This window comes from Streptomyces olivaceus (assembly GCF_000721235.1).
Classification (GTDB): domain Bacteria; phylum Actinomycetota; class Actinomycetes; order Streptomycetales; family Streptomycetaceae; genus Streptomyces; species Streptomyces olivaceus.
Map to the genome: position 1 here is coordinate 46,490 of NZ_JOFH01000027.1, position 23,129 is coordinate 69,618.

At 71.3% G+C, this 23,129-nt stretch carries 17 protein-coding genes and 1 pseudogene; 8 read left to right on the forward strand and 10 right to left on the reverse strand.

All coding sequences use genetic code 11. From position 1 onward, the window contains the following. The first annotated feature begins 181 nt into the window (after positions 1-181). From IG94_RS0126820 to IG94_RS0126830, 3 genes are read left to right on the forward strand one after another with little or no spacing between them, the layout of a single operon-like run. Positions 182-2,020: a DUF3556 domain-containing protein gene (locus IG94_RS0126820; RefSeq protein WP_031042432.1), complete on the forward strand. Its 1,839-nt coding sequence runs from the start codon at positions 182-184 to the stop codon at positions 2,018-2,020. A gap of 35 nt (positions 2,021-2,055) precedes the next feature. Then, entirely contained in the window at positions 2,056-2,916 is an 861-nt protein-coding gene (locus tag IG94_RS41970) for an AMP-binding protein (RefSeq protein ID WP_031042433.1), read from the forward strand. Continuing rightward, on the forward strand, positions 2,913-4,337 hold the full coding sequence (locus IG94_RS0126830; protein ID WP_031042435.1) for a phytoene desaturase family protein: 1,425 nt from the start codon (positions 2,913-2,915) through the stop codon (positions 4,335-4,337). Before IG94_RS41970 ends, IG94_RS0126830 begins: the two co-directional genes overlap by 4 nt. Positions 4,338-4,656: 319 nt before the next feature. Here the strand turns inward: IG94_RS0126830 and IG94_RS0126835 are convergent, their stop codons facing one another. Continuing rightward, a complete protein-coding gene (locus IG94_RS0126835) occupies positions 4,657-5,295 on the reverse strand; it encodes a TetR/AcrR family transcriptional regulator C-terminal domain-containing protein (protein ID WP_031042437.1) in 639 nt (212 codons plus the stop codon). A gap of 674 nt (positions 5,296-5,969) precedes the next feature. On the opposite strand from IG94_RS0126835, the gene IG94_RS38855 reads away from it, so the two are divergent. The 3 genes and pseudogenes from IG94_RS38855 (at position 5,970) to IG94_RS0126850 (ending at position 8,572) form a co-directional block, all read left to right on the forward strand. Then, a complete protein-coding gene (locus tag IG94_RS38855; RefSeq protein WP_078892434.1) occupies positions 5,970-7,007 on the forward strand; it encodes an FAD-dependent monooxygenase in 1,038 nt (345 codons plus the stop codon). Positions 7,008-7,012: 5 nt separating this feature from the next. Then, positions 7,013-8,082 (forward strand): annotated as a pseudogene (locus IG94_RS38860) (FAD-dependent monooxygenase). Between the two features lie 304 nt (positions 8,083-8,386). Then, positions 8,387-8,572: a hypothetical protein gene (locus tag IG94_RS0126850; protein ID WP_224286484.1), complete on the forward strand. Its 186-nt coding sequence runs from the start codon at positions 8,387-8,389 to the stop codon at positions 8,570-8,572. A 69-nt stretch (positions 8,573-8,641) separates the two neighbouring features. Here the strand turns inward: IG94_RS0126850 and IG94_RS0126855 are convergent, their stop codons facing one another. The 7 genes from IG94_RS0126855 to IG94_RS0126885 form a co-directional block, all read right to left on the reverse strand. Beyond that, entirely contained in the window at positions 8,642-10,663 is a 2,022-nt protein-coding gene (locus IG94_RS0126855; protein ID WP_043484626.1) for a GxGYxYP domain-containing protein, read from the reverse strand. Positions 10,664-10,882: 219 nt separating this feature from the next. Next, positions 10,883-12,097 (reverse strand): D-mannonate dehydratase ManD, encoded by a 1,215-nt coding sequence (gene manD / locus IG94_RS0126860; protein WP_031042446.1) that lies wholly within the window; start codon positions 12,095-12,097, stop codon positions 10,883-10,885. Positions 12,098-12,145: 48 nt separating this feature from the next. After that, the gene (locus IG94_RS0126865) at positions 12,146-13,009 is read right to left on the reverse strand and encodes a carbohydrate ABC transporter permease (protein WP_031042449.1); all 864 of its coding nucleotides are present in this window, start codon (positions 13,007-13,009) and stop codon (positions 12,146-12,148) included. After that, entirely contained in the window at positions 13,006-13,965 is a 960-nt protein-coding gene (locus IG94_RS0126870) for a carbohydrate ABC transporter permease (protein ID WP_031042452.1), read from the reverse strand. Before IG94_RS0126870 ends, IG94_RS0126865 begins: the two co-directional genes overlap by 4 nt. Beyond that, positions 13,965-15,281, reverse strand: a complete 1,317-nt coding sequence (locus IG94_RS0126875) for an ABC transporter substrate-binding protein (RefSeq protein WP_031042454.1) — start codon at positions 15,279-15,281, stop codon at positions 13,965-13,967. Before IG94_RS0126875 ends, IG94_RS0126870 begins: the two co-directional genes overlap by 1 nt. Positions 15,282-15,517: 236 nt before the next feature. Next, a complete protein-coding gene (locus IG94_RS0126880; RefSeq protein WP_031042462.1) occupies positions 15,518-16,345 on the reverse strand; it encodes a FadR/GntR family transcriptional regulator in 828 nt (275 codons plus the stop codon). Positions 16,346-16,501: 156 nt separating this feature from the next. Further along, on the reverse strand, positions 16,502-17,917 hold the full coding sequence (locus tag IG94_RS0126885; protein WP_063763411.1) for a DHA2 family efflux MFS transporter permease subunit: 1,416 nt from the start codon (positions 17,915-17,917) through the stop codon (positions 16,502-16,504). Between the two features lie 421 nt (positions 17,918-18,338). Between IG94_RS0126885 and IG94_RS0126890 the strand changes: the two genes are divergently transcribed. Beyond that, entirely contained in the window at positions 18,339-18,800 is a 462-nt protein-coding gene (locus tag IG94_RS0126890) for a MarR family winged helix-turn-helix transcriptional regulator (RefSeq protein ID WP_031042468.1), read from the forward strand. A gap of 87 nt (positions 18,801-18,887) precedes the next feature. On the opposite strand, the gene IG94_RS0126895 is transcribed toward IG94_RS0126890, so the two are convergent. After that, positions 18,888-19,877, reverse strand: coding sequence for an Lrp/AsnC family transcriptional regulator (locus tag IG94_RS0126895; protein WP_031042472.1), 990 nt, complete (start codon positions 19,875-19,877; stop codon positions 18,888-18,890). Positions 19,878-20,222: 345 nt separating this feature from the next. On the opposite strand from IG94_RS0126895, the gene IG94_RS0126900 reads away from it, so the two are divergent. After that, positions 20,223-21,806 (forward strand): MFS transporter, encoded by a 1,584-nt coding sequence (locus IG94_RS0126900; RefSeq protein WP_052410893.1) that lies wholly within the window; start codon positions 20,223-20,225, stop codon positions 21,804-21,806. Positions 21,807-21,808: 2 nt separating this feature from the next. Here the strand turns inward: IG94_RS0126900 and IG94_RS0126905 are convergent, their stop codons facing one another. Then, entirely contained in the window at positions 21,809-23,110 is a 1,302-nt protein-coding gene (locus IG94_RS0126905) for a glycoside hydrolase family 125 protein (RefSeq protein WP_031042476.1), read from the reverse strand. Positions 23,111-23,129 lie beyond the last annotated feature (19 nt).

Consider the following 23,129-nt stretch of genomic DNA (forward strand, 5'->3'; position numbering starts at 1 on the left):
TACGGAGCCCAATGCTTACCAGCTCTTTTGGTTCGCGCGCACAGTGTCCCAGGTCTCACCGGCTTCTAGAGTCCGTGCTTCCGGATCGCGTGACGCGGCCCCGGATGCCGACGGCGTGCCAACGCCGGCAGGGCAGCGACTCATGCGTGCCGCCCGGACGACCCTCCACGAGGAGCACCCATTGGGATTCATCAACCCGTCGCCGCAGCCGGTCGAGCCGGCGGTCTTCCTGAGGCTTCCCCTGCGCGAACGCGTTCGCATCCTCTGCACCCACTGGGTCGACGACGGGTTCGGCACACCGCGCGTGCTGCACATCGTCTACCTCGTCAAGATGCTCGGCCTCTACTTCGGTGTCGGCATCTGGATCGCGTCGGTGACGTCCGGGATCGAGCTCAGTGACGTCGGCTCCTGGTACCGCAACATCATCGTGTACCAGAAGCTGGCCGTGTGGCTGATGCTGCTTGAGGTGATCGGACTCGGCGGTGCGTTCGGCCCCCTGTGCGGCCACTTCCGCCCGATGACAGGCAACATCCGGTACTGGATCCGTCCCGGCACCATACGCATGGCGCCTTGGGGCAACCGCGTGCCGCTCACCGGCGGTGACGAGCGCACCTGGTTCGACGTCGCGCTGTTCGTCGGGGTGCTGGCTAGCCTCGTCTACCCGCTGGCCGCGCGGGCCGAGCCCGTGCCGAGCGAGTTCCTGCCGGCGGGCACCGGCGCGCAGGAACTCATCGCGCCGCACTACTTCCTCCCGGTTCTCGTCCTCATGCCCCTGATGGGCCTGCGCGACAAGGTCGTCTTCCTGGCCGGCCGGTCCGAGCAGTACCTGCCGATCATGCTGTTCTCCGCACTGATGGGGAGCATCGGCGGCATGGTGGACTTCATCGACCTCGTTGTGGTGTTCAAGATCGTGATCTGTGTCGTGTGGATCGGCGCCGGCGTGTCCAAGTTCGGTGCCCACTTCGAGAACGTCGTGCCGCCGATGGTCTCCAACAGCCCGGCCATGCCAGGACGAGCCGTCAAGCGTCTGCACTACCGGGACGCTCCGAACGATCTGCGTCCCTCCCGCGTCGCCTGGTTCACGGCGCACGTCGGCGGCACCGGGGTCGAGATCATCGTCCCGATCACCCTGCTGCTGACGACGAGCGCGACCGTGGCGCTGATCGGCGCGCTGTGCATGCTGGCCTTCCACATCTTCATCACCTCGACCTTCCCGCTCGCCGTTCCACTGGAGTGGAATGTCTTCTTCGGGTTCATCGCGATCGTCCTGTGGGTCGGGTTCGATCCCGGCACGTACAACATCTGGAACTTCTCCGGGCCGCTGCTGCTCGTCCCGGTCTTCGCGCTGCTGATGTTCGGGCCGGTTCTGGGCAACCTGCGTCCCGACCTCGTCTCCTTCCTGCCCTCCATGCGCCAGTACGCGGGGAACTGGGCCTCGGCCGTGTGGGCGATGAAGCCCGGTGTGGAGGAGCGGCTCAACGAACTGCCCGGGGTGGAGAACCAGATCGACCAGCTGCAGCGCATGATCCCGACTCCGTACGAGCGTGACGATGCCGAGATGACGTTGCAGAAGGCACTCGCCTGGCGCTCGATGCACAGCCAGGGGCGTGGCTTGTTCTCGCTCCTGTACGCGCACCTGGCCGACATCGAGACACGCACCGTCCGCGAGGGCGAGTTCGTGTGCAACACCGTCCTCGGCTTCAACTTCGGCGACGGCCACATGCATGACGCCCGCCTCGTCGCTGCCGTGCAGAAGCGCCTCGGCCTCGAGCCCGGCGACCTGGTCGTGGTCTGGGTCGAGTCCCAGCCCATCCACCGGCGCACCCAGCAGTATCAGGTGGTCGACGCCGCGCTGGGCATCGTCGAGCGGGGCACCTGGAAGGTCGCCGACTGCGTGGCGGAGCAGCCGTGGCTACCCAACGGTCCCGTCCCGCTGGACGTCACCTGGACCGCCGCCGGCTACCACCGTCGGCAGACCCTGGAAGCGAACCCGAACCGTCCCGACGAGACATCCGCCTGACCCCTCGCCGGCTGCCCCTCCTCGAAGGACGCCCCGTGCACCTCGCATCTCTTCCCTCAAAGCGCGCCTGCGCCCGGCCCGACAGTCTGTGTCTCTCCGACGAGACCGTCGGCACGCTGACCAACAAGGCCTTCGCGGCGCGGGTCGAGCCCGCGTCCCGCGTGCCGGCGGCGCACACCCTGGCCGGCGCTGAGGCCGAGTACCAGGTCGCCGACTCCGGCTCACGCGTACTTGTCACCCACGACGGTCTTTCACTGAAGGGCGTCACGCCACTCGCGCTCGAGGACCTCACCGCGACCGGCGCAGGAGTCGACGTGGGCCCGGCCGCCCCGGACCTCGACGACCTGGAGCCGGGCACCAGCTCCCTGCGCCTCGTCGTCTGCGGAGCGGCTCCGATGCCGACCGCGCTCATCGGCCGGATCGAGGAACGCTTCGGCGTGGTGCTCGTGGAGGGCTACGGACTCTCCAAGGGCACCTGCGCCTCGACGAGCAATCCGCTCCACGGTGTCCGTAAGCCCGGCACGGTCGGCGTCGCCCTCCCCGGCCAGACGGTCGCCGTCATGGCCCCGGACGGCACCCTGGTGCCGCGCGGCGAGCGCGGCGAGGTCGTCATCCAGGGCCCCACGGTGATGCGCGGCTACCTCAACAGGCCGGAGGAGACCGCCGAGGCCCTCATAAACGGTCGGCTGCACACCGGCGACGTCGGCGTCCTCGACGAGGGCGAACTCGTTGCGTTCCTGACACAGCGGATCGCGAAGTTCCAGCTGCCGGCCTCGGTGACCTTCATCGACGAGGTGCCCGAGAACTCCCTCGGCAAGTCCGACAGACCGGGACTGCGCACCACCACCGCGTCCACGAGCGCCCGAGCGGCGGGCCCGGACAAGGAGACATCGTGACGACGGCTGTCGTCGTCGGCAGCGGTCCCAACGGCCTCGCAGCCGCGCTCGTACTGGCTGACGCCGGGGTCCGGGTGCGCGTCATCGAGGCTGCCGACACCCTGGGGGGCGGCACTCGCTCGGCGGAACTGACCCTTCCGGGGCTCGTGCACGACGTGTGCGCGGCGATCCACCCACTGGCGATCACCACGCGGTTCTCCAAGGCGTTCGACCTCGCCGAGCACGGCTTGTCGTGGGTGGAGCCGCCAGTGCAGTACTCCCACCCGCTCGACCACGGACGCGGCGCCGCCGCCTACCGCTCCATCGAGGAGACCGGCCGTCACCTCGGCGGCCGCGACGGCCGCATCTGGACCCGCGTCTTCGGCTCGCTGAACGACCGTTTCGACACGATCGCCGACGAGTTCCTGCAACCGGTGCTCCACATACCCAGGCATCCGCTCCACCTCGTCCGTTTCGGACTGTACGCCGGGCAACCCGCCTCGCTCCTGGCCCGACGCTGGCACCAGGACGAGGCGCGCGCTCTGCTCGCCGGGCTCGCCGCACACGCCTTCCGCCCGCTCGACGCCCTCGCGTCCTCGGCCATCGGCGTGGCGCTCGGCACCGCCGCCCACCGGTACGGCTGGGGTGCCGCCGTCGGCGGCTCGGCCGCCATCTCCACGGCGATGATCGCCGCAGCCACGCAGCGGGGCGTGCTGTTCGAGACCGGACGCACCGTCACCGGCCTTGACGAGCTCGGACCCCTCGACCTCGTCATGCTCGACACCGCTCCCGGCGCCGCGGCCGACATCATCGGCAACCGACTCCCACGGCACGTCGCACGCGCGTACCGCGCCTACCGCCACGGCCCGGGCGCCTTCAAGGTCGACTTCGCCGTGGAGGGCGGTGTGCCGTGGACACATGAGCCGAGCCGACACGCCGGCACGGTGCACGTCGGCGGGACGTTCGAGGAGATCGCGTCGGCCGAGGCGACCGTCGCCGGTGGCCGCATGCCGGACCGGCCTTTCGTCCTGGCCGCGCAGCAGTACGTCGCCGACCCGTCGCGGTCCGCCGACGACGTGCACCCGTTCTACGCCTACGCCCACGTGCCGGCCGGCTACACCGGAGACGCGACGGAGGCGATCGTCGCCCAGATCGAGCGCTTCGCGCCCGGTTTTCGCGACCGCATCCGTGGCACGGCCGTGTGCAGCACCACCGAGATGTCCCGGAGGAACGCCAACTACGTCGGCGGCGACATCGTGTCGGGCTCCAACGACCCGCTGCAGCTCGTGTTCCGCCCCCGCGTCACGCTGCACCCCTACGCCACCGGGGTCGACGGGGTCTTCATCTGCTCGGCCGCCACGCCCCCCGGAGCCGGTGCACACGGCATGTCGGGCTACTGGGCCGCACAGGCCGCCCTGCGCAAGGTCGCCGCAGCAAGGTAGCGGCGCCCTGCCAGGACCGGGCCGGGTTGAAGGCCGACGACGTCCTGGCCGAGCTGATGGACAGCGATGGGTCTTCTGGTGCCGGCGATCGAGCGGTCCCGGGCCAACCCGTCCGGAACCGAGTTGTATCCCACGCTGCACGAGAAGTCCGCGGCATTGCTGCACTCCGCGCCCTGCAATCACGTGTTGATCGACGGCGTCCACCACCCGAGCCCCGCGCCACCCGTCAGGATGCACAGCTGCACCCGGCCAGGGAGTTCGCGGCGACCTCGCGGCCGCGGGGCTCGCGACGGTGCCGGTGTGCAGGCGTGCGGGTGAGTCACGTCTCCAGCCGGGCGGCGATCCCGTCGAGGACCATGCCGAGGAGCCGTTCGAACCGCCGGTCGCCGTCGTCTCGGAGGTGTCCGGCTTCCTTGACCAGTGACGCACCTTCGCCGAGCCAGGCGTCGCGCCGGTCGATCGAGTAGCGCGACGGATCGTCCTCGGCGGCCTGGCGCCTCTCCTGCTCCTCGATGACGAAGCCGACGGCGAACGCTGTGACCAGGTCGATCGCGTCGTCCGCGTCGGCGGGCTTCCAGCCGGACGCGGTCCAGCGTTCGAACAACGGCTCTTTCATGCGGACCACGTCCGGGTCGGTGATTCGGGTGCCGCTGAAGATGCGGGCGCCGTCGCGGTGGAGCAGGTACTCCGAGCGCAGCACGCGGGTGTAGGCGGCGAGGTCGTCGCGCCACCCGTCGCCCGGCGGGACCGCGGCGAAGGCGCCGGCCACGCGGCGCATGACCTCGGTGGCCATCTCGTCGAGCAGCTCCTGCTTGTTGCGCACGTGCCAGTAGAGGGCGGAGGGACGGACGTCCAGCCGGGAGGCGAGTGCGCGGACGGTGACGGCGTCCATGCCCTGGTCGTCGAGGAGTTCGAGCGCCGCCGTGACGATCTGCTCCCGGGTGATGCCCTTGTTCATGGTTGACACCTTAACAGCGTTCAGGAATGCTGGACACAGCACTGAACTTAGTTAAGGAGTGCCCGTGATGCGTGCTGCAGTCGTCACCGCGCCCGGTGCGTCGCCCGTCTGTGCCGACTTGCCCGAGCCGACGGTCCCGCCCGGTTCCGCGCCCCCACACCTCGTCGGGGCCGGTCTGGACAACAACGCGCGCGGGCCGGCCACCTGGTGGCACTACGGCCGCGGCCAGATGAGGTGTCCACCGGTACGGGCGACCGGTCTGCACCGACCGCGCGCGTCCGCCCTTCGGGACGACGGCCGAGCGGTCGGCCGCTCCCTTCCGGGCGGAGGTCTCGGCCGGGGGCGGCGGATCCGCTCGCGATCGCCGCGGGCATGAACCCTGGCCTGTCGGGCTGAATGTCCTCGCCGCGCGACGCGAGGCAGCGGGGACGTCGGGCACCGTGCCGGTGCCGGGCGCCACGGGGTGTCGGGCCCGTCGGACCGTGGTCGGCCGAGGAGATGCCCGCCGAGGCGGCCCGAGTCATGGCCCGCTTCGCCGACGGGTCCCGGCAACTGCCCGCACCGCGTCCCCGCTGAGCCCGGGCGGCCAGGCATCGGCACACACCGGCCGCAGCCGCGCCGTCGTCGTGCCGGACTGAACCATCCATCAGAACGTGATCGGAGAAGGGAAAGCCATGCAGAAGAGGGCACTAGTGGTGGGGCTCGGGATCGCGGGGATGTCCGCGGCGATCGGGCTGCGCCGGGCCGGTTGGACGCCGGTGATCGTCGAACGGGCACCCGAGCGACGTACCGGGGGCTACTTCATCTTCATGTTCCCGGAGGGCGTGCAGGCCGCGGCCGACCTGGGGATCGCCGACCACCTGCACACCCGCAACCCGGAATGGCGACCGGGCGGGAACTCGTGGTCGGTGGATCGACGGGGCAGGCGGAAGCCGGCTCTGGGATTGCTGGACACGCCCAGCGGGCTGGCAGCGGTGCTGCGCAGCGACATCGAGGCCGCGTTGTGGCAGGGCATCACCGGCGACGGGGCGGAGGACCCGGTCGAGGTGCGGTTCGCGACCACTCCGGTCGAGATGACCGAGGGCGCCGGCGGGGTGCGGGTCCTGCTCGAGGACGCCGGCACCGGGAAGCAGTACCGCGAGGACTTCGACCTGGTGGTCGGCGCGGACGGGATGCGTTCGAGCGTGCGCCGGATGGTGTTCGGTCCGGACGAGGACTACCTGGCGAACTGGAAGGCGATGATCTGCGCGTTCCAGTTGAAGGAGCAGGTGCCCACGTACGAGGCGAGCGACAGGGACTCCCTGGAAGAGGCCCCTGACCACGTGTTCGACTCGATCCACCAGGTGAAGATGGACCGGTGGAGCAAGGGGCGGGTCGTGCTGGTGGGTGACGCGGCCTGGTGCATGAACACCTACTCGGCCATGGGCTCCTCGTCCTCGCTGCGCGGCGGCGCCGCACTGGGTGTGGCCCTGCGGGAGCACCCCGGCGACCTCGCCGCCGCTCTGGACGCCTGGGAGACCGGCCTGCGTCCCTACATCACCAGCCAGCGGCGCTCCGCACGGATCAAGCAACAGCGGTTCGTACCGTCCAGCCGTCCGGTCCAGGTGCTGGTTTCGGGCGTTCTCGATGTGGTCCGCAGTGTCGTCCACCGCCGACTGGCAGCGGAGTTCACCGCGGCGGCGGCCGCTGTCCCGTCCGGCCCGGCGCGGTGACGGCCATGCGGAAGAGGGCGTTGGTGGTCGGGCTCGGGATCGCGGGGATGTCCGCGGCGATCGGGCTGCGCCGGGCCGGTTGGACGCCGGTGATCGTCGAACGGGCGCCCGAGCGGCGGACCGGGGGCTACTTCGTCGGGCTGTTCCCGGAGGGCCGGCAGGCCGCCGTCGACCTGGGCATCGCCGACCACCTGCACACCCGCAACCCGGAAGGGGGAGCCGACGCGAAAGCGTGGTCGGTGGACCGCCGGGGCAGGCGCAGGCCGGCTCTGGGATTCCTGGACCAGCCCGGAGGGCCGGCAGCGGTGCTGCGCGGCGACATCGAGGCCGCGCTGTGGCAGAGCATCACGGGCGTCGAGGTGTGGTTCGGGACCGCTCCGGTCGCGATCACCGAGGGTCCTGCCGAGGTGCAGGTCCTGTTCGAGAACGCCGGCACCGGTGCCCGGTACAGCGAGAGCTTCGACCTGGTGGTCGGCGCGGACGGGATGCGTTCGAGCGTGCGCCGGACGGTGTTCGGTCCGGACGAGGACTACCTGGCGAACTGGAAGGCGATGATCTGCGCGTTCCAGTTGAAGGAGCAGGTGCCCACGTACGAGGCGAGCGACAGCGCGCGGTCTTCTCCGGGATGGACGACGACCCCGTGGTTCGCCACGTCCTGGACTCCCTGGAAGAGGCCCCTGACCACGTGTTCGACTCGGTGCACCAGGTGCGGATGCCGCGGTGGAGCAAGGGGCGGGTCGTGCTGGTGGGGGACGCGGCCTGGTGCATGAACCTGTACTCGGGCATGGGCGCCACGTCCTCGCTGCGCGGCGGCGCCGCACTGGGCGCGGCTCTGCGAGAGCACCCCGACGACCTCGCCGCCGCCCTGGACGCCTGGGAGGCCGGGCTGCGTCCGTTCATCACCAAGCACCAGCGCACCGCGCGGCTCAAGCAGCAGATGTTCGTACCGTCCAGCCGTCGGGCCGAGGCGCTGCGCTCGGTCCTCGTCGGTCTGGCCCGCAGGATCCGCGGCCGTCGGCCGGCGACCGAGGCGGGCGGGCCGCAGGCCATGGCGCTGTCCGGCACGTCGCGGTGACGACGGTGTCCGCGTCGACGAGGGACGGCACGTGTCGCCGGAGCCTGGTGCGCTGCGGGCATCGTGGTGGCCGGGGGCCTCGCGCGCCCGCGCGGCGCCCTGGGGTTCTTCGCTCGCGCGTAGATCCGGCGTTCGCGTAGATCCGGCGTCTGTTCGACGCGGGCGCTACTGACGTCGTGGCGGCGCTTCCGGGATCACACGAGGAACAGACCCGAACCGCCGAGCTGCTGACCGCTCTGACTGGCTGAGACCACAGATCGGTGCACACTCATCGAGAAACGAGGAGAAATTGCTGAAATCGCCAGTGAGGAAGAACCTGGCCATTGGGCTGGTGATCACAGTCGTCATCACGACGCTGTCGGTGGTCATGGCGGACGACGGCAGCAAGATGGCCGAGTTCAGGATGTCTCTGATGGTGGGCTTTTTGATGACGGGAGCGGTGACAGGGGGTACCTGGCTGCTGCAGCGGAGGCGTTCGGCCCCGTCTTGAGGGTGTTCCGTACGGTCGACGTGTTGACCTGCCGGCCTGCCGGCCTGCCGGCGGTGGCCCGGGGGTGTGTCAGCCGTGCCCCTGGGCCCTGTTCAGCAACTCGAAGAACGCGTCGCCGCGTACCACCTCGAACGGGTCGTCCAGGAGTGCCGCGACGGCTGCGATGTCGCTCGGTGTCCAGGTCCAGGCGTTGATGGCCGCGGCGATGAACAGGGGGCGGGCCGGGTCGCGGTCCTCGATGTGCGCCAGCAGGGCGTCCCGGAACTCCGGGCCCTTGCCCTGCGGGTAGAAGTTGCCGATCACCGGGATTCCGCCGGCGCGGGTCTGGAGGTCGCCGGTCTCCCAGGACTGGATGATGCCGCGCAGGGGCGTGTCGCGGGCGTAGGAGGTGACGACGCGTTCGTCGAAGGGGATCCAGCCGTCGCCTGCCGTGTTGCGCGGGTTGTAGGCGTACACGAGGTCCATGCCGGTGCGGCGCAGATAGCGGCCGGTCAGTTCCGTGTAGGCGCAGAGGTGTTCCTCGGGCCAGGAGGCCGGATACGTGTAACCGGCGCCGGACGGGCCGCAGATGAGGAGGTCGTTGGCGGTGGCGGTGTGCTGGTAGTGGGCGAGGAGTGCGGGGCCGAGGTCGGCGAGCAGGGGGCTGACGGTCCAGTTGACGGGGACGGTGCCGCGCGCCGGGTCGTCCCAGATGTCCCGCATGCGACGCTGGCAGTACTGCGCGTTGTCGCCCTCGCCGACGGTGAACGTGACGTAGACGCGGTTGCGGAGCCGCGCTCCCGGCCGCGTGCGGACACGGCTGGAGACGCGTGCGGGCACGCCCGCGTGGACCGTCGCGTTCATGTAGAAGTCCGTGGCGACGACCTGGACGCCGTGCCGCGAGGCGCGGTCGACGCCGCCCCATTCACCGGCCACGTCATTGGGGAACCAGCCGGTGTACGGCGTGGTCGGCGCGAGTCGGCCCAGCGCGTCGTCCAGCAGGTCACCGGTCTCGCCCGCGGGCGGCAGCCACAGGACCATGGACCTGCTCGCGACCGCGTAGTCACGGAAGTGGGGGAACGGTTCGACGCGGGTCGGTGCCGTGGTGGTGGCGGTGACGAGGTACTGGTTCCACAGGTCGACCTCGGCGGTCAGCCGCTCCGTACCGCCGGGGACGGAGAAGCGGTAGACGAAGTAGCCGCCGCCGTCGCTGAACCGGTTGGCGTCGCCGCCGACGGAGGAGTTGAGGCCGTCGAAGAGGTAGGGCTGCTCGGCCTCGGTGCCGGGGGTGAAACGGGCGATTCGGGTTCCGTCGGCGTACAGGGCTACGGAGCCCACGGACGCGCCCCAGCCGTCGTCGCCGAACGAATCCTGGAAGCGCAGGTACACGGCGTCGCCGGTGCCTCCGTCGTTCAGTTCCGGACTCAGGTCCAGCGTGCGGGTGCGGCGGTTGGAGCCGTCGCGCACACGGGACGCCTCCCTCGCGACCTCCCGCCACCGCACCCCCGCGGCGGGCACGGTGCGGGTCGGCGGCAGTCCGGCGACCAGGGTGTGGGCGCAGCGGGGGAAGAGGTGGTCGAGTTGCCAGCGGTAGGTGGCGGAGACGTCGTCGAGGTCGAAGCGGCCGCGCAGGTCGGTGACCGTTCCGAGGCCGTGGCGGTCGGCCTGCTCCGCCGTGGCCGCCACCGCGCCGGTCAGGCCGGCCAGGGTGGTCGCGACGTTGACCGAGTCGGGCACGTCCGGGTCGATCAGTACGGCGCCGCGCACCTCGCGGCGGTACCGGGCCACCAGGTCGAGGGCGTGGGCGTGCGTGGTGGTGCTCGCGCCGGTGCCGGCGAGCCAGCGCAGGTCGGTGTCCCCGGTGTCGTAACTGAAGTAGAGGCGTGGTTCGCGGCGGTTGACGACGCCCTGGAGGGTCGTGAGGAGCAGTTGGTCGTAGCCGTCGAGGGCGCTGACGTCGGCCACGTCGAGTCGGGTGGGGCGGCCGAAGGACGGAAGGAGGCGGGGCGGCGGCGCGGCCTCGGCCTCCGCCCGGGGTGGTCCTACGAGCCCGAGGCCGCCCGCCGCGGCGACCGCACCGCTCGTCCGCAGCAGAACTCTCCGTGTGACCATCGATGATCTCCGCTTCCCGTAGCCGCCACGCCCGGAATCCGACATCGTTGTCAATCGTCCGCGAGCGTAGCGAGGGATGCGGTGGTTGTCCATGGTGCGTACGGGATACGACCGGTTTCCGGCGGTTGGCCGGAGGTTGGCCGGCGGTTCGGCGAACGCCGGGTGGGGGTGCGGTCCGCCCGGCGGCACAGTCGGGTGTGCCGCCGGGCGGTGCGGTGCTCACCAGTCGTGCACGGAGCCGTCCTGGAGCCGGTTGACCGGCAGGTAGGCCGCCTCGTAGGGGTGGGCCGCCGCGAGGTCCAGGTCCAGGTCCACCCCGATGCCGGGGGCCTCGCCCGGGTGCAGGTGGCCGTCGGTGAACGTGTAGGCGTGCCGGAAGACCTCGTTGGTGAGCGGGGTGTGGCCCGAGTACTCCTGGATGCCGAAGTTGTGCACGGCGAGGTCCAGGTGGAGGGCGGCGGCCATGCCCACCGGGGAGATGTCCTCGGGGCCGTGCACCGCGGTCCTGATCTGGTACTGCGCGGCGAAGTCGAAGAGCTTGCGCAGCGGGGTGACACCGCCGAAGTGGGTGACCGCGGAACGGACGTAATCGATCAGCTGCTCGGTGATCAGCAGCTGGTAGTCGTACACGGTGTTGAAGACCTCGCCGATGGCGAGCGGCGTCGTGGTGTTCCGGCGCACCAGGCGCAGGGCCTCCTGGTTCTCGGCCGGCGTGCAGTCCTCCAGCCAGAACGGGCGGTACGGTTCCAGGTCCCTGCCGAGCCGTGCCGCCTGTACGGGGCTGAGCCGGTGGTGCGCGTCGTGGAGCAGCGGCAGTTCGGCGCCGAACTCCGCGCGGACCGCCTCGAAGACGGTGGGGGTATGGCGCAGGTAGGCGTCGGTGTCCCAGTCCTCCACGAGGGGGCGGGCCTGCTGGTGCAGGACGGGTGCGCCGCCGTCGTCGGTGCTGTGCACGCCGTACACGGCCTTCAGGCCGGGGATGCCCGACTGGATGCGCACCGCCTGGTAGCCCTCGGCGAGCCTGGCGCGTACGGAGTCGAGGAGTTCGGGGATGTCGCGGCCATTCGCGTGCCCGTAGGCGCGGACGCGGTCCCGGCCGGCGCCGCCGAGGAGCTGGTAGAGCGGCAGACCGGCCGCCTTCGCCTTGATGTCCCACAGCGCCACGTCGACGGCGGCGATCGCGGCCATGGTGACGGGGCCGCGCCGCCAGTAGGCCCCCCGGTACAGGTACTGCCAGGTGTCCTCGATCCGGTGCGGGTCGCGGCCGGTGAGCAGGGGGACGACGTGGTCGGTCAGATAGCTGACGACGGCGAGTTCGCGGCCGTTGAGGGTGGCGTCGCCGAGACCGGTGAGGCCGTCGTCGGTCGTCAGCTTCAGCGTGACGAAGTTGCGGCCCGGGCTGGTGACGACGACCTGGGCGTCGACGATCTTCATACGTGTGCTCTTTCCGGTGCGGTGGCGTGGGGCGGGGGCTGGGCTTGCTCAGCCCTTGGTGGCGCCTGCGGTCAGGCCCGCCACCAGGTACTTCTGGCCGACGACGGCGGCGATGAGGACGGGGACGGTGATGAGGGTGGCGGCGGCCATGAGACCGCCCCAGTCCGTGCTCGCGTACGAGATGAAGTTGAAGAGGGTCACGGGCACCGTCTGCGTGCGGTCGTCGGCGAAGACCAGCGCGAACATGAAGTTGTTCCAGCTGAAGACGAAGGCGAGGAGCGAGGCGGTCGCGGTGCCGGGCGCGGCCAGGGGCAGCGAGATGCGCCAGAAGGCGCCGAACGCGCTCAGGCCGTCGGTGCGGGCGGCCTCCTCCAGCTCGACCGGGAGACCCGCGAAGAAGCTGATCATGACCCACATGATCAGCGGCACGGAGACGAACATGTGGCTGAGCACCAGGACGGTGTAGGAGCCGACGAGCCCCATCTGCGCGAACAGGTAGTACCAGGGCACGAGCAGCGAGATCGCCGGCACGATGCGCGCCACGAGGATGAGCGAGCCGGTGCGGTGCATGCCGAACCGGCCCACGGCCCATGCGGCGGGTACGGCGATGACGGCGGACAGCACCGTGGACACCGCCCCGACCAGCAGGGAGTTGCCCAGGGAGCGCACGATCTGACCGGCCTCGACGATGCTGCGGAAGTTGTCGAGGGTGGGCCTGAACCACAGCCCCACGCTCGGGTCGGTCACCTGCACGTTGGTCTTGAAGGCGGCGGCGAACATCCACACCAGGGGCAGCGCGAAGACGAGTGTGACCAGAGCGATGGCCGTGCCGCGCAGCCAGGACCACTTCCGGCGCCCGCGGGCGCCGGGCGCGAGCGGCGGCCGGGACGCGGGGGTGACGGTGGCGCTCATCCGTTCTTCCTTCCGCCGCGGCGGCGCAGGAGGACCACGACACCGATGATGAACAGTGTGAACAGCACCAGGACGGCGGCGGCCAGGCCGTACTCCTGGTAGTCGAAGGTGAGTCCGTAGGCGTAGACGTTGAGCGTCTCCACCTCGAAGTCGGAGCCCCCGCCCGCGCCCTTGGTGGCGTAGAGGATGTCGAAGGTCTTGAGCGCGTCGACGGCGCGCAGGACCAGGGCCGTGGCGAGCGTGGGGGCGAGCATCGGCAGGATCACGTGGCGGAAGCGCTGCCAGGCGCTCGCGCCGTCGACGAGCGCGGCTTCCTCGGGCTCCTCGGGGAGGGTGGTCAGACCCGCGAGCAGGAGCAGCGTCATCATCGGTGTCCACTGCCACACGTCGATGAGCATCAGCACCGGCAGCGACTGGCTCACCGAGCCGAGGAACTCCTGGCGGGGCAGTCCGACACCGGCGAGCAGGTGGTTGGCGATGCCGTTGGTGGGGTCGAGGATCAGCAGCCACAGGACGCCGATCGCGACCGGGGTGGCGAGCAGCGGGATGATCAGGACGGTGCGCACCAGGCGCATACCGCGGAACGGCTTGCGCATCAGCATCGCGAGCGCGAGCCCGAGGACCGTCTCCAGGACCACGGCACCGACGGTGAAGACCAGGGTGCGGCGCGCGGCCGGCCAGAACCGGCGGGTGTCGCCGAGCGCGTCGAGGAAGTTCTGGAGACCGATGTGGCGCTTGTCGGCGTTCACCGCTCCGAAGGCGTCGGTCAGGCTGAGATCGAGGGTGAAAGCCAGCGGAAAGACGATCATCAGGCCGACGAAGAGCAGCGCCGGGGTGAGCATCGCCCATTTCAGGCGCCGGTTGGCCTGCTCGAAGGCGCGCGGCGGCCTGCTGCGGGGTGCGTCCGGCGGCCCCTGGGTGCCGGCGGGGGTGGGGGAGACCTCGGTGGCGGCCATCAGGACTCCTTGTGGCGGTTGTCGCGGACGAGGAAATCGGCGAACTCCGCGTCGGCGTCGCGCGCGACGGGCCGTACGGACTCGCCGAGGATCGCCGCGACCAGGGGGCGCCCGACGATGTCCCTGGCCCGGCCGACCTGGAGGACTCGCGGCCGGTCGTAGCCGAGGCCGCGTTCGGCGTTGACCCGCATCGACTCGGCGAGGTCCGCCGGGAAGGACGCGAGAGTGCGGGAGTCGGCCCACACGGAGCTGCGGGCGCCGGGTATGCCGTCCGACTGGAGGTCGGCGGACATGGCCGGTCCCGCGGCCCACCTGATGAACTCCCACGCCTCGTCGCGCAGCAGGGAGAACTTGTTGATGCCGAGGCTCCAGGACGGGATGTTGTGCGGCTTCGCACCGGCCGGGCCCGCGGGGAAGGGGGCGAACCCGACGGAGTCCCGCACTCCCCGGGTGGCGATCTTCGGATCGAGGAAGTTGCTGTAGATCGCGTCGGCGTCGATGTAGAAGGCGGCCTTGCCCTGCGCGAAGATCGGCATGGCCTGTTCGAGGCTCATGTTGGTGGAGCCGGGCGGGCCGGCCCGCCCGAGCAGGTCGCCGTAGTACTCGTAGGCGGCCAGTGCCTGGCGGCTGCCGATGCCCGACCTGCCGTCGACGAGGAAGTCGCCGCCGTGCGAGTACAGGAAGCTGGACCACTGGGAGACGGCGCCGCTGCGCTGGCCGCGGCCGACGTACCCGTAGAACCCCTTGTCCTTCTCGGTGAGTTCCAGTGCGGTGGACAGCAGGGCGTCCAGGGTGCGGGGCGGCCCGTCGACGAGGTCCTTGCGGTAGTACAGCGTGGGGCGTTCGGTCACCACCGGGACGCTCAGCACCTTGCCGGCCGTCACGGAGGCCTCGCGCGGGGCCTTCTGGAAGTCCGTCCAGGCGAACTCCCGGTCGCCCCCGATCCGGTCGGTGAGGTCGGCCAGCCAGTCGTTGTGCGCGAAGAGCAGCTGCTCCTGGAGGGCGCGGACCATCATGACGTCCACGTCGGTGCCCGAGGCGTTGAGCTTGACGTTGTAGCTGCTCGACAACTGGTCCGCGGTGAGCAGGGTCATCGAGACCCGGCGCCCGATCCGCTCCTCGAACTCCTTCGTCCGCCGCTTGATCGCCTGCGACCACACGTGGTTGATCGCCATGATCCGCAACGGGCTGTCGGCGGACGCCTTGCCGCCCTGCGGCGAACAGGCGCTCACCGCGCCCGCGGCGGCGGTCGCGGCCGTCCCGGCGGCCAGCCTGTTGAAGGAGCGCCTGCTCAACAGCCGACTGCTCGTGGACATCGTCGTCCTCGTCTCTGTGGAGGGTGTTGTCGGGGAGTGGGTTCCTGGCGGGTGGGGGTCATGGGGGTCCCGAACCACTGGTCCAACTGGTAGGACCAGTTTGCTGACGGGACCGTAACAGGGGGTCGAGGCTTCCGAACAGCCCCCGAGGGGAAGATCCGCACAACGGAACGGTTACGCCGCTCCGGTCGGCCCGGTCGGCCCGGCCCGGTCACTCCGGTCGGTGCGAGCGGTGGCTACCCGCCCGCTCTGCCGTTGCCCGCCCGCCGGGCCTCCGCCTGCCCCAGCAGTGTCTCGATGTGGTTGCGTGCCATGATGTCCACCTGCACATCGAGGTCTGCCCCGTACGTGCGCAGACCGAGCGTGAGGTGCTCCCGCATCCGCGTGGCCGCGAGGTCCTCGTCGCGTGCCTCGATCGCCTCGAAGATCTCCGGGTGGTGCGGCACCCCCGGCTCCCCGATCGACGGGTCAGAGTTGGAGCGGAGCATCATCTCGAACATCATGCCGCTGATCGAGGACAGCATGATCCGCAGTACGGGGTTCTTGCTCGCCACCGCGATCGCGTCGTGGAACTCCATGTCGGCCTGCGCCTTGACCACGGCGTCCGTGGCCGACTCCAGGGTCTCGCACGAGCGCCGCATCACGGCGATGTCGTCGTCCGTCGCCCGCCCGGTCGCCAGCCGGACCATCTCCACCTCCAGCGGAAGCCGCGCCTCGATGAGCTGGCGGACCGTCGGGCGGCCGGCGCGGTAGAGCGCGTCGTACTCCCTGGCCTGTCCCGAACTCTGCTCCCGGACGAAGGAACCGCGCCCCGGCGCGACCTCGATGAGGCGCTGCGCCTCAAGCCGCCTCAGTACCTCGCGCACGACATTGCGACTGGAACCGAACTGGGCCGCCAACTCGCGCTCGGAGGGCAGCTTCGCCCCGACCGCGATCTCGCCGGACCGGATTTCGTGCTCCAGCTGGCGCGCGATCCGCTCCGTCAGCAGACCGCGCTCCGCGGGTTCGGTGAGACGACCCGGCTGGGCGGAATCCGACGACGGAGGGAGAGCGGACGACTGCATGGTCGCAGCGTACAACTGTCCCGGCAGCTTGATCGCGCCGCGGGGCAAGGCGCACCCGGGCGCCGGACGCCGGGCGGTGACGCAGCGAGGTGGTGGAGGGACGGAACCGGCCCACCCAGGGGATGCCGGGCGGGCCGGAGTGCGGGGAGGGCGGGTTCAGGCCGAAGTGGCCTCCGGCAGTGGGGCCTTCTCCTCGCCGGCGGGCGGCCCCTCCCCGGGTGCCTCCGCGCGGAAGGAGCCGGGCAGGACCAGGGCCGCGAGGGCCGCGACCACGCTGAAGGCGATGATGACCCAGTACGAGCCGCCGTAGGCGCCGGCGGGGTGGCCGCCCCCGTCGCCCAGCCGCTCCTGCAGGACGATGGCGATCGCCGCGATGCCGAGCGCGCCACCGATCTGGTTGAAGATGAACAGCGCGCTGGTGGCCCGCGGCGCGCTGGCCTCGCCCACGGCCCGGTACATGAACGCCATCGTGCCGGGCGCGGTCAGGCCGATGCCGTAGCCGGTGAGACCGAGTGCGACGGAGAGCAGCGCGGTGTTGGTGCCCGAGCCGATCTGCGAGAAGGCGAGCGCACCGAGCGCGGTGATCAGCATGCCGGCCGTCGAGGTGAGTCGCGCGGTGACCTTGTTCGCGGTCTTGCCCGAGGTGATCGCGCCGGCGGCGCCGAGGAATCCGGAGGGGATCAGCAGCAGACCGGCGTGCAGGGCGCCGAACTCACGGGACTGCTGGTAGTACAACGGGGTCAGGAAGAGCAGGGCGTTGGCGACGGCGCCGACGAAGAACATGGTGATGACGGCCATGGTGAAGCCGCGCTTGTCGAACATCCGCACGTCGATGAGCGGCGCCGGGGTGCGCAGCGCGTGCACCACGTACCCCACGAGCAGCAGCACACCGGCGACGAAGGCGACCAGCACCTTCGGGGACGAGGCGTCGCCGGAGTGCGCGGCGGTCGTGAAGCTGTAGACCAGCGCGGCGAAGCCGGGGGAGAGGAGCGCCAGGCCGAGGACGTCCAGGCGCTCCTCGGGGCGGCCGGCATGCTGGTCGGCGGGCAGGGTGCGCAGCGCGAGCAGCAGGGCGACCAGGCCGATGGGCAGGTTGATCAGGAACATCCAGCGCCAGCTCACCGCGTCCACGAGGACACCGCCGAGGATGGGGCCGAGGATCGGGCCCAGGGTCAGCGGCAGCGAGATCAGCGCCATCGCCTTGGCGACCCGTGCGGGGCCCGCGGTCGTCGCGAGGACGCTCTGCACGACGGGCACGATCATGCCGCCGCCGAGCCCCTGGACCACCCGGAACACGATCAGCGACTCGATCGACCAGGCGAAGCCGGACAGCACCGAGCCGACCACGAACAGGGAGACGGCGGCGATCCACATGCTGCGGCCGCCGTAGCGGTCGACGGCCCAGCCCGCGAACGGCGTGGCGACGGCGACGGCGAGCAGATAGCCGGCGGTGACCCACTGGACCGTCGCGAGCGGCGAGCCGAACTCGCCGCTGAGCGTCTTGACGCCGACGTTGACGATCGTCTCGTCGAGCAGCGCCATCAGCAGGGCGAGCAGCAGGACACCCGCCATGCGCAGGAATGCCGGGTCGAGTCTGTCGCTCGCCGGAGCGTCTGTCTCCGCCGGCGCTGGAGCGGTTTGCGAAGCGTCCGTCGTCGTATCGGGCGTGGAGGATTCGGGTGTTCCGCGTGTCATGCGTACCGCCTGGTGTCGATGCAGTCGGGGACGGGCGCGGTCGCGCGCCGCACGCCCGGCCGGTGCCGGGGCATGCCGAGGACCGGCGTGGAACAACGCCGCTCGCTTCGTGTCTCTCACCGTAGAGCTAGATGCAGGCGCCTGCATCTAGTTTCCCGGACAGATCTGCAGTGGTCCTGCCGGACACCCGGCCGTTGGGGCAGGTTAGGGGAGGGGAGCCCATGATAAGTATGTGTACGGACATGTATTGTGCATGCAGGTGGGTATAGTGGAGGGGAGTGAACGAAGGGGAGGCGACATGTCGGCCGACGAGCGCGCCGGGCGTCCCGGTGAGTTCGACCTGTGGCGTCGGCTGACGCTGATGGTCGGTCAGCTCAACCAGTCGCTGGAGCGGCTGCTCGCGAGCGAGTACCAGATCTCGCTGCCCGAGCTGATGGTGCTCGTCGAGTTGCGGTACGGCCATGAGCGCGGCACCCGTGTCCAGGAGCTGTCCGCCGCGGTGGGGCTCGACCAGTCGTCCATGAGCCGGCTCGTGACCCGGCTGGAGAACAAGGGCCTCACGGCCCGCGTCTCCTGCGAACACGACCGCCGCGGTGTGTACTGCACGCTGACGCCCGCGGGAGCCGAGCGCGGCGAACGGGCCGAGGCCCGCTGCCGTGAGGAGCTGACGGGACTCCTCGACGTCGCCTCGTTCGACGACCGCTGGGCAGCGCTCGTCGCCCGCTTCCGGCACACGGCGGCCGGCTCCGTCGCCCCTTGATCCCGGTCGCCGCATTCCCGTCTGCCCGGCGACGCCGGCCTCCGGCCGGGGGCGCCCCCAGGGCGCGCACCTGACGGCGCCGGGCCCTCACCGGGGCGGCGCGACCAGTCGGCCCTGGTAGACGAGTGAGGCGGCCTTCTTGAGGATGCGCAGGCGGACGCCGACCGTGTAGCCGGTGACTCCGGGCACCGTCGCCAGCCGGCGGCTCAGCCAGTCGTAGAAGTCGGCGGTGCTGGTGCACATGACGATCGCCATCAGGTTCTGCGCCCCGGTCGTGGCGCAGGCGAAGACGACCCGGGGCAGCGCGGCGACGGCCGAGCCCGTCGCGTGCAGGTGGGCGGGGGACGTGGTCAGCCAGATCGCGGCGCTGAAGGGGTAGCCCAGCTTCTCCAGGGCCAGGTCCACGTCGTAGAAGAGGGTGCCCGAGCGCTCCAGCGACTCCAGGCGCCGGGCGACCCGGCCCGTGGTCCAGCCGGTGCGGTCGGCGAGCGTGGCCTGGCTCGCCCGGCCGTCCTCGGCCAGCGCGGCGAGCAGGGGCGCGTCCTCCTCGTGCGGCGCGAGGGGCGGGCCCTGCGATGCCGTGCGCGGATGGTGCTCGCGCAGGGACCGCTCCGCGTCCTCGGGGAGCGAGGGGCTGAGCCGCCTCCAGTCCGCGCCGGGCGGGGAGTAGGTGTGCAGGACCATCCGGCTGTCGATGTCCAGCACGCCCGGCGTGCGGGAGAGCTGGCGCAGGACCTCCGGCATCCGCCCCTCGTGCGGTGTCGCCATCGAACACACGATCTCGGAGCCGCCGAAGGTGATGTGCGCGAAGGAGACCTCGGGGAGCCGGGTCAGCGCGTCGGCGCACGCGTCGATCCGGTCGGGGCGCAGCGAGACCCGGACCAGGCTCGCCACCAGGCCCTGCACCGCCGGGTCGACGAGCCCCACCACCCTGACCGTGCCCGTGCGCCGCATCGTCCGGTAGCGGCGCGCGACGGTCTGTTCCGAGGCGCCGACCACCTCACCGACCAGCCGGAACGGCGCCCGGGGTGCGATATGGAGCGCGTGGAGGATATGGCTGTCCAGGGTGTCGAGCATGGAGCAAGTATGGCGTGGTGGGGACTTGGGTGCAGGTTTCCGCTGGTTGCAGGGGTTGTGTTTGATGGAAAGGACTCTGTGGAGGGAGACTCGGTGAGGCTCGATGTTCGATTTTCGGGCCGCCGGCCGACGGCGTCCGGTGCGACACGGCCCGGCCGTGCGGCTCCGACTCATGGCGGCTCCGGCCCGCGGCGGCTCCGGCCGTGCGGCCCGGTCGCGGCCGGAGCCGCCGCCCCAGGCCTCTCGTCTCTCATCGCTTCCCGCGCCGGCCCCCGGCGCCGCTAAGGAGTTGTGTTGTCCCAGTCACCGCCCTCACCCGTGGCCCGTCGCGGGGCGACCGTGGTCATGGCCTGTCTCGGGGTCTTCGTCGCCTACCTGCCGGTGACCAGCGTCTCGGTGAGCCTGACCGCCATCCAGTCGGCGCTGTCCACGACGACCTCCCAACTGGCCTGGGTGTCGGACGCCTTCGTGCTGCCGATGGCCGCCTTCATCCTCACCGCCGGCGTCTTCGGCGACGTGCACGGCCGGCGCAAGGTGTTCCTCGCCGGACTGCTGCTCTCCGCCGCCGGCGCGGCCACCTCGCTCACCGCGCACTCGATCGGCCAACTGTGGGCCGGGCAGGCGCTGTCCGGGCTCGGCGCCGCCGCGTTGCTGCCCACGACGCTGGCCCTCATCAGCCACGCCGTACCCGACCACCGCGAGCGCGGGAAGTTCATCGGCATCTGGGCGATGTGCCTGCTCGGCGCGCTCGCCGTCGGCGGTGTGCTGGCCGGGACGATCATCAGCAGCGTCAGCTGGCGCTGGATCTTCCTCGTGCCGCTGCCCGTCGCCCTCGTCGCCGTCGTCATCGCCCTGCGGGCCCTGCCCGAGTCCCGCGCTCCGCGCGCCGGGCGGCTCGACTGGCCCGGGCAGATCACCGCCGCGCTCGCCATCACCGCGCTCGTCTACGGCGTCATCGAGGGCGGCGCCGGCTCCTTCGGCGACCCGCAGGTCGTCGCCGCGCTCGCCGTCGCCGTCGTCAGCGGCGCCCTCTTCGTCGTGGTCGAGCGGCGCTCCGCCCACCCGATGCTCGACCTCGCGCTCTTCCGCAGCCCCGGCTTCACCGCCACGGCCCTCGTCGCCATGATCATGTTCCTGGGCATGATCGGCTTCTTCTTCGTGCTGAGCCTCTACTTCGGCATGGTCCAGCGGCTCGACACCCTCGGCACCGCCTGGCGCCTCCTCGTGATCACCGGGGCCGCCCTGGTCGTCAGCGGTGTCGCGGGACGCGTCATGCACCGGCTCTCGCCCCGCCTCATGATCACCACCGGTCTGCTCATGATGACGGCGGCCATGCTCACCCTGCTCGGCGCGGACGCCGGTACCTCCTTCGGCTCGCTCTCCTGGCGGCTGCTCCTGCTGGGGCTCGGCATGGGCCTGGTGACGACGCCGATGACGGCCACCGCGGTCGCCTCCGTACCGCACCCGCTGGCCGGGATGGCGGCCGCCGGCAACAACGCCTTCCGCCAGGTCGGCGGAGCGCTCGGCCCCGCCGTGCTCGGCGCCCTGCTCACCAGCCGCGCCGTCTCCTCGCTCCCCGGCCACCTCGCCGACGCGGGCGTGGACGGCGCGCTGGCCGGCCGGGTCACCGACGCGACGCGGGACTCCGGTCTCGGCGCGGTGGGCTCGCTGGCCCTCGGGCCGCAGGCGGGCCAGGTCTTCGGCGCGGTCGGGGACGCCTTCCTCGACGGCATGCGCCTGTGCCTGATCGTCTCGGCCGGCCTCACGTTCCTGGCCGCGGTCCTCGCCTTCGTCCTCCTCCACCCCGGCGTGGGACGCAACCGCTCGACGCGCGTCGCCGGCGAACCGGCCGCCGCGCGGGTGCCCGAGCCCGCGCGGACCCGGGAGACCGACGAGGCCGGCGAGGTCGGCACGGGGGCGCCCGCCTGACCTCAGGCCCGCGCCCACAGGGGCCGGGTGCCGAGTCCGGCGACGTCCAGGGCGAGTTCCGCGTACATGGCGTTGGCCCAGGAGAACCAGGGACGGGTGTAGCGCCCGGGGTCGTCCTTGTGGAACGACTCGTGCATCTGGCCCGTGCCCGCGTCGGTGGCCAGGAGCGTGCGCAGGAGGGCGACCTTCTCCGCCTCGTCGTCGCTGGTCAGGCCCTGGACGGCGAGGGCGATCGGCCAGATGTGGTCGTCCGGGGTGTGCGGGCTGCCGATGCCCTCGGCGGCCGTCCCCCGGCACCAGGTGGGGTTCGCCGAGGAGAGGACGAACCGCCGGGTGGCGAGGTAGAGCGGGTCGGTGACGGGGACGTTCGCGACGAGGGGCAGGGAGAGCAGCCCGGGCATGTTGGCGTCGTCCATCAGCAGCGTGCTGCCGCGGCCGTCGACCTCGTAGGCGTAGATCCGCCCGAACCGGGGGTGCTCCACGGTGCCGTGCCGCAGCGTGGCGGCCCGCAGTTCCGCCGCCAACCGCGTCGCGCTGTCGGCGAGTCCGGAGTCCTGGGCGTGCCGGGACAGTTCGGCCACGCCGTCGAGGGCGGCGGCGGCACACAGGTTCGCGGGGACGTTGTACCCGTAGCGGCACGCGTCGTCGCTGGGCCGGAAGCCGCTCCAGGTCATCCCGGTCCTCGCGACCGGGGTTCCCCGCCCTCCGTCGGCCAGGGTGTCGCCCGGCGGGCAGTCGTCGCGGCGGAAGCGGTACGTGGAGCGGTGTTCGTGGTCCTGCTCCGTGCGCCACACCCCGATGGCCGTGCGCGCCGTCCGAAGCGCCCCGGGGACATGGTCGGTCCGTCCGGTCGCCCTCCAGAAGCGGTGGGCCAGCAGAAGGGGGAGGGCGAGGGAGTCGACCTCGTACTTCTCCTCCCACACCCAGGGGTCGTCGCACAGGTCGCCGGGGTCGTGGGCCCGGCCGGACGGTTCGGCGTTGAAGGCGTTGGCGTAGGGGTCGTGCGCGATCTGCTGGAACTGGCGGTGGAGCACGGCCAGCACGAGGTCCTGCAGCGGCGGGTTGTCCCCGAGGAGCGCCAGGTAGGGCATCAGCTGTGTGGAGGAGTCGCGCAGCCACATGGCGGGGATGTCGCCGGTCACGACGAACGCGGTGCGGTCGGGCATCTCCTGGATGGTGCGGGCCAGCGTGTCGTCCAGGCAGCGCGTCAGCGTCTCACCGAGACGGGGGTCGCCCAGGGCGTCCAGTCGGTGGATCGCCCGCCGGACGACCGGGTGGTCCTTGACGGTGGTGGGAAAGCCCATGGGGCAGCAGCCTCTCAGC